The organism is Nocardiopsis sp. TNDT3, from assembly GCF_003427465.1.
Lineage (GTDB): Bacteria > Actinomycetota > Actinomycetes > Streptosporangiales > Streptosporangiaceae > Nocardiopsis > Nocardiopsis dassonvillei.
In genome coordinates, this window is record NZ_QPFC01000153.1 from 1 (window position 1) to 5,716 (window position 5,716).

Sequence of the window (5,716 nt, forward strand, 5' to 3'; positions counted from 1 at the left end):
GGGAGGTACGGCGGGGGGTGGGGGGGTCCGGCCGCCGCGCGTCCGGGCGGCCCGAAGCCCTCAGCAACGGTAGCCGCGTTATCTACGTAACATGACCCACATTCGTTGCGTCTGTCCGGTTGAAGCGGCGGGTTCGTGCGTGGCCGCGCAAGGAAACGCAGGACCTTGTGATTGATGCCATACAAAATCACCCTGGGTGACCGCCGCCACTTCGGACAGCGAACAGGCTGGTCAGGGGCGCGCGGCGGAGCCACGGGCATGACGGAGGGCCGGAACCGTCCGTGCGCGGACGCGTCCCGGCCCTCCCGGCCGTCTCGCGGTTCGGCGCTCGGGAACGTGCGCGGCCGCGGCGGGCGCACCGGCCGCGCGACCGGTCGGGCTACTCCGCCGTCGCGGGCACGACCACGGCGTCCGGCCCCGGGTAGACCAGGGTCTCGCGGCCGTCGGGGAAGCGCACCACGTAGGGCGGTCCCCCGTCGGAGCCGCGGACCTCGATGACCTCTCCCGCCCAGTCCTCCGTACTCGTCCCTCTGTCCCTGACATGGATCCGGTCCCCCACACTCGCATGCACCGGCAGGCCCTCCCGTTTCTCGCGCGCTCGTCCTCACGTCACCGCCGACCGGCGGAACGGGATGTTCCTTTCCCGCCCCCACCTGCGCAAACAACGTCCCTTTACCGCGGGAAGCGGGACAGGGAGGGCACGGGGTGACGTTCCCGACGGCCCCCGGTCAGGAAGCTCCGCCGTCCGGGGTCCGGGGCTCCCGGAGCCGGGCCGTCTCCGACAGGGCGGCCTCCAGCGCGCGCCAGTCGGCCCTGTTCGCCATCCACCGCCGCACCGGGACGGGGGTACGGGTCCCGTCCGCGGCCACGTGCGCGAGTCGGCCCTGCTCGACCGCGAAGCGCTCACCCCGTTCGGCTTTGACTCCCCTGGCGAGCGGGCCGAACCTCGCGGGACCGGAGACGGACGACCATCCGGCCCCGATCTCGGGATCGAACCAGAAGTAGGTCCTGGTCAGCTGCACGGCCCCCGCGAAGGTGATGACCACGCCGATGGGCAGGCCCATGGTGAAATCCCCCGACCCCAGCAGCCACACACCGAGGACGAGGTTGAGCAGGCCGAGTGCGAGGAGGAGGACTCCGACGACCGGGGTGAGACGCACCTTGATCCGTGAGGGGGACACGAGGGCTCCTGAGGGGGTCGTTCCGGCTGCTGACGGTCCCATCATGGCCGCCGGGCGCGCGGAGCACAACGGAGAGCGACGGCTCCGTGGCTCTGCCGCGGAGTGCGCACCGCACACGCGAACGGCCGCGCCGATCCCGGAAGGGCCGGCGCGGCCGTCGGAGGCGGCGGGAGGGGCTCAGCCTGCCACGGAGACCGTGGGCGCGCCCGACTCGGCGCCGGACTCGCCCATCTCCTCGGCGATGCGCATGGCCTCCTCGATGAGGGTCTCCACGATCTTGGACTCGGGCACGGTCTTGATGACCTCGCCCTTGACGAAGATCTGGCCCTTGCCGTTGCCGGAGGCCACGCCCAGGTCGGCGTCGCGGGCCTCGCCGGGGCCGTTGACGACGCAACCCATGACGGCCACGCGCAGCGGCACCTCCATGCCCTCCAGACCCGCGGTGACCTCCTCGGCGAGCGTGTACACGTCCACCTGGGCCCGGCCGCAGCTGGGGCAGGAGACGATCTCCAGGCCGCGCTCGCGCAGCCCGAGCGACTCCAGGATCTGGTTGCCGACCTTGACCTCCTCCGCGGGGGGCGCGGACAGGGACACGCGGATGGTGTCGCCGATGCCCTCCGAGAGCAGAGCGCCGAAGGCCACGGCGGACTTGATGGTGCCCTGGAAGGCGGGACCGGCCTCGGTCACGCCCAGGTGCAGCGGGTAGTCGCAGGCCGCGGCGAGCTGGCGGTAGGCGTTGACCATGACCACGGGGTCGTTGTGCTTGACCGAGATCTTGATGTCGCGGAAGCCGTGCTCCTCGAACAGCGAGCACTCCCACAGAGCCGACTCGACCAGGGCCTCAGGCGTGGCCTTGCCGTACTTCTGGAGCAGGCGCTTGTCCAGCGAACCGGCGTTGACGCCGATGCGGATCGGCGTCCCGGCCTCACCGGCCGCCTTGGCGATCTCGGCGACCTTGTCGTCGAACTTCTTGATGTTGCCCGGGTTGACGCGCACGGCGGCGCATCCGGCGTCGATCGCCTGGAACACGTACTTGGGCTGGAAGTGGATGTCGGCGATCACCGGGATCTGCGACTTCCTGGCGATGATCGGCAGGGCGTCGGCGTCGTCGTTGGTGGGCACGGCCACGCGGACGATCTGGCAGCCCGCGGCGGTCAGCTCCGCGATCTGCTGGAGGGTCGCGTTGATGTCGGAGGTACGGGTGGTCGTCATCGACTGCACGGACACCGGGGCGTCCCCGCCGACGGGGACGTTTCCGACCATGATCTGCCGCGTCTTGCGGCGGGTCGCCAGCGGGCGCGGCGGTGCGGCGGGAATACCGAGATCGACGGTCACGCTTGATTCACCTCGTCTGCCGCCGGGGAGGGGGCGGCACTTGATTCGTCCGTTTCGGGAATGGGTGTCCGGCGCAGCGCGCGGGTCCGCGTCCGGGGATCACCGTGTCCGGCGGCCTTGGCTACGCCGTCGTTCCCGGATCGCGCCCCCAGGTTACCCGTACCCGGGGGCGTGCCCGGCACGGAAGGCGGAGCAGGCGGACCAGGGTGAACGCCCGGCGCCGCGGGGGTGTCCGCCGACCGTCGCGCGGTCACCGCGGCGGTGGACGGGGAAGGCCCCGGCGGCCGGAGGGCCGCCGGGGCGGGGCTCAGCCGAAGAGTCTGACCGGGTTGAACAGGTCGGCCACGAGCAGGACCACGCTGAACACCAGGAAGCAGGCCACGACCACGTAGGCCACCGGTGTCAGCATCGCCACGTCCACCGGGGCGGGTTCGGGTCTGCGGAACAGCTTGGCCCAGCCGCGCTTGATCCACTCCCAGATGGCGCCGGCCATGTGCCCGCCGTCCAGCGGCAGGATGGGCACCAGGTTGAAGGCGAACAGGAAGAGGTTCACCCCGGCCAGGATCTGGATCATGATCGCGGCGGTGTCGGCCACGGGGAGTCCCTGGGCCATGATCTCTCCGCCGATGCGGGAGATGCCGACGATGCCCACCGGGGAGTCCTGGGTGCGCTGCTCGCCCAGGAAGGCCGCGGCGAACACGTCGGGCACCTTGCTGGGCAGGGCGATGAGGGCCTCGCCGACGCCGATCATCATGTTGCCCATCTCGGCGGCGGACTCGGCGAGGGTGAGCGGGGCGCGCTCGGTGGCGAAGACGATGCCGAGGAAGCCCACGACCTCGGTCTCGTAGACGCGGTAGCCCTGCTCGTCGTAGACCGGTTCGCCGTCGGCGTCGGTCTCGTAGACGAACTCGCCCTCGGCGTCGCGGGCCGGGAGCTCGTTCTCGACGATGTCGACGTTCAGCGGCAGCCGCTCGCCGTCGCGCTCGACCACGATCTCCGTGTCACCCATGGCCTCGCGGATCTGCCGGTTGGCGGTGCTCCAGTCCGGGGTGGACTCGCCGCCGACGGAGACGATGACGTCGCCGGGCAGCATCCCGGCCTCGGCCGCGGGCGTGGGCGGGGCGTCCTCGCAGTCGGTGACGGAGCTGCCCGCGGGGACCACGCACTCGCTGACCGTGGCGATCTGGGTGGTGCTCTGCGGCACCCCGATGCCCATGAACAGCACGGCGAGCAGGATCGCGGCCAGGATGACGTTCATGCCCGGACCGGCGAACATCACGATGAGGCGCTTCCAGGGCGCCCGCTGGTAGAACTGCCGGTCCTGGTCCTCGGGGGACAGCTCGACGTAGGACGCCTCACGGGCGTCCTCGGCCATGGCCCGCCACCGCGAGAGCTTGCGGGAGCTGCCGTCGGCGCTCTGACGCGAGGGCGGGAGCATGCCGACCATGCGCACGAACCCGCCCAGCGGGACCGCCTTGATGCCGTACTCGGTCTCGCCCCTGCGGACGGACCACAGGGTCTTGCCGAAGCCCACCATGAACTCGGTGCACTTGATCCCGAACATCTTGGCCGTGGACATGTGTCCCAGCTCGTGCCAGGCGATCGAGAACAGCAGGCCGAAGACGAACAGGACGATCCCGACCACGGTCATCAGGGCGACCATGCATCTCTCCTCAGGGCGGTGTCAGGCCTGGCGCGCGAGCAGCTCGCGCGCACGCGTGCGGGCCCAGGTGTCAGCGGCGTACACGTCGTCCAGGCTCAGGTGTCCTCTGTGGGAGGACGCTCCCCCGGCACGTTCTGTTCGCTGGTGCTCCGAGACTACCCGGGAGACGGTGTCCATGATGGCCGGGAACGCGAGGTTTCCCCGGAGGAAGGCGTCGACCGCCTCCTCGTTGGCCGCGTTGTAGACCGCGGGCGCGGTCCCGCCCGCGCTACCGACCTCGCACGCCAGGCGGACGGCGGGGAAGGCCTCGTGGTCCAGGGGCTCGAAGGTCCAGGTGTGGGCGCGGGTCCAGTCCATGCCGGGCGCGGCGTCGGGTACGCGGTCGGGCGCGCCGAGCCCGTAGGCGATGGGGATCATCATGCTGGGCGGGCTGGCCTTGGCGATCGTGGAGCCGTCCACGTACTCGACCATGGAGTGGACGACCGACTGCGGGTGGACGACCACGTCGATCCGGTCGAAGGGCACGTCGAAGAGCAGGTTGGCCTCGATGACCTCCAGCCCCTTGTTGACCAGGGTGGCGGAGTTGACGGTGATGACCGGGCCCATGCTCCACGTGGGGTGGTTGAGGGCGTCTGCGGGGGTGACCGAGGCCAGTTCGTCGCGGCCCCGGCCGCGGAAGGGGCCCCCGCTGGCGGTGACGACCAGGCGGCGCACCTCGTCGCGGCGGGCGTGGACGTGGCCCTGCGCCGGGCTGGCGAGTTCGCCCTCGGGCAGGTGGGGGAAGCACTGGGCGATGGCGAAGTGCTCGGAGTCGACCGGGACGATCTGGCCGGGCCTGGCGAGTCCGCGCACGAGCGGTCCGCCGATGATGAGGGACTCCTTGTTGGCCAGCGCGAGGGTGCGCCCGGCGCGCAGCGCGGCGAGGGTGGACTCCAGGCCCAAAGCGCCGGTGATGCCGTTGAGGACGACGTCGCACTCGCTCCCGGCCAGCTCGGCGACCCCCTCGGGCCCGGCCAGGACGGTGGCGCGGCTGCCGTGTCCGGCGAGGGCGCGCGCGAGTTCGCCCGCGCGGTCGGGGTCGGCGACGGCGACCAGCGGGACGTCGAGCTCGGCCGCCTGCTTGGCGAGCAGGTCCACGCGCCCGCCGCCCGCGGCCAGGCCCACCACGCGGAAGCGTCGGGGGTTGCGCTGGACGATGTCGACGGCCTGGGTCCCGATCGAGCCGGTGGAACCGAGGATCACTGCTGTTCGCTGTTCTTCTCGCACGCTCCCCATTGTTCCGCAATCCGCGGGGCGGGGTGCGGGGCCCGTGGCGCCGGTCACGGGAACCAGGGGGATCGCGCGTCACCGGGTCTTTACAACCGGTGCCCGGTGACCTAACTTAACCGGTGAGTAAGTTACCCCCCAGTTAGAACGGTCCGTCAGACAGCGCGTCCAGGCGACGCGAGCACAGCCCGGTGGGACCACCGGGCAGGACGACCCCCGTGAGGCGCTCCCCCCGGACGCCTCCGCCGGGACCCGGGGGCCCGGCCTCCCC

Annotated in this window: 5 protein-coding genes; all 5 read right to left on the reverse strand. The window is 71.5% G+C overall.

Features of this window, described 5'->3' with window-relative positions:
* Positions 1-379: 379 nt before the first annotated feature.
* Positions 380-571, reverse strand: coding sequence for a DUF1918 domain-containing protein (locus DQW06_RS04230; RefSeq protein WP_117197994.1), 192 nt, complete (start codon positions 569-571; stop codon positions 380-382).
* A 157-nt stretch (positions 572-728) separates the two neighbouring features.
* Positions 729-1,181, reverse strand: coding sequence for a hypothetical protein (locus DQW06_RS04235; RefSeq protein ID WP_117197995.1), 453 nt, complete (start codon positions 1,179-1,181; stop codon positions 729-731).
* Between the two features lie 177 nt (positions 1,182-1,358).
* Positions 1,359-2,516 carry a flavodoxin-dependent (E)-4-hydroxy-3-methylbut-2-enyl-diphosphate synthase gene (gene ispG, locus DQW06_RS04240; RefSeq protein ID WP_013154630.1) on the reverse strand — a complete coding sequence of 386 codons (1,158 nt, stop codon included), beginning with the start codon at positions 2,514-2,516 and terminating at the stop codon, positions 1,359-1,361.
* A gap of 307 nt (positions 2,517-2,823) precedes the next feature.
* Positions 2,824-4,179, reverse strand: coding sequence for an RIP metalloprotease (locus tag DQW06_RS04245; RefSeq protein ID WP_013154631.1), 1,356 nt, complete (start codon positions 4,177-4,179; stop codon positions 2,824-2,826).
* Positions 4,180-4,200: 21 nt separating this feature from the next.
* The gene (gene dxr / locus DQW06_RS04250; RefSeq protein WP_041552846.1) at positions 4,201-5,421 is read right to left on the reverse strand and encodes a 1-deoxy-D-xylulose-5-phosphate reductoisomerase; all 1,221 of its coding nucleotides are present in this window, start codon (positions 5,419-5,421) and stop codon (positions 4,201-4,203) included.
* Positions 5,422-5,716 lie beyond the last annotated feature (295 nt).

Bases quoted from the DNA above. Each gene is read 5' to 3' on its own strand.
- DQW06_RS04245 (WP_013154631.1), bottom strand. From the start codon at position 4,179: ATGGTCGCCCTGATGACCGTGGTCGGGATCGTCCTGTTCGTCTTCGGC.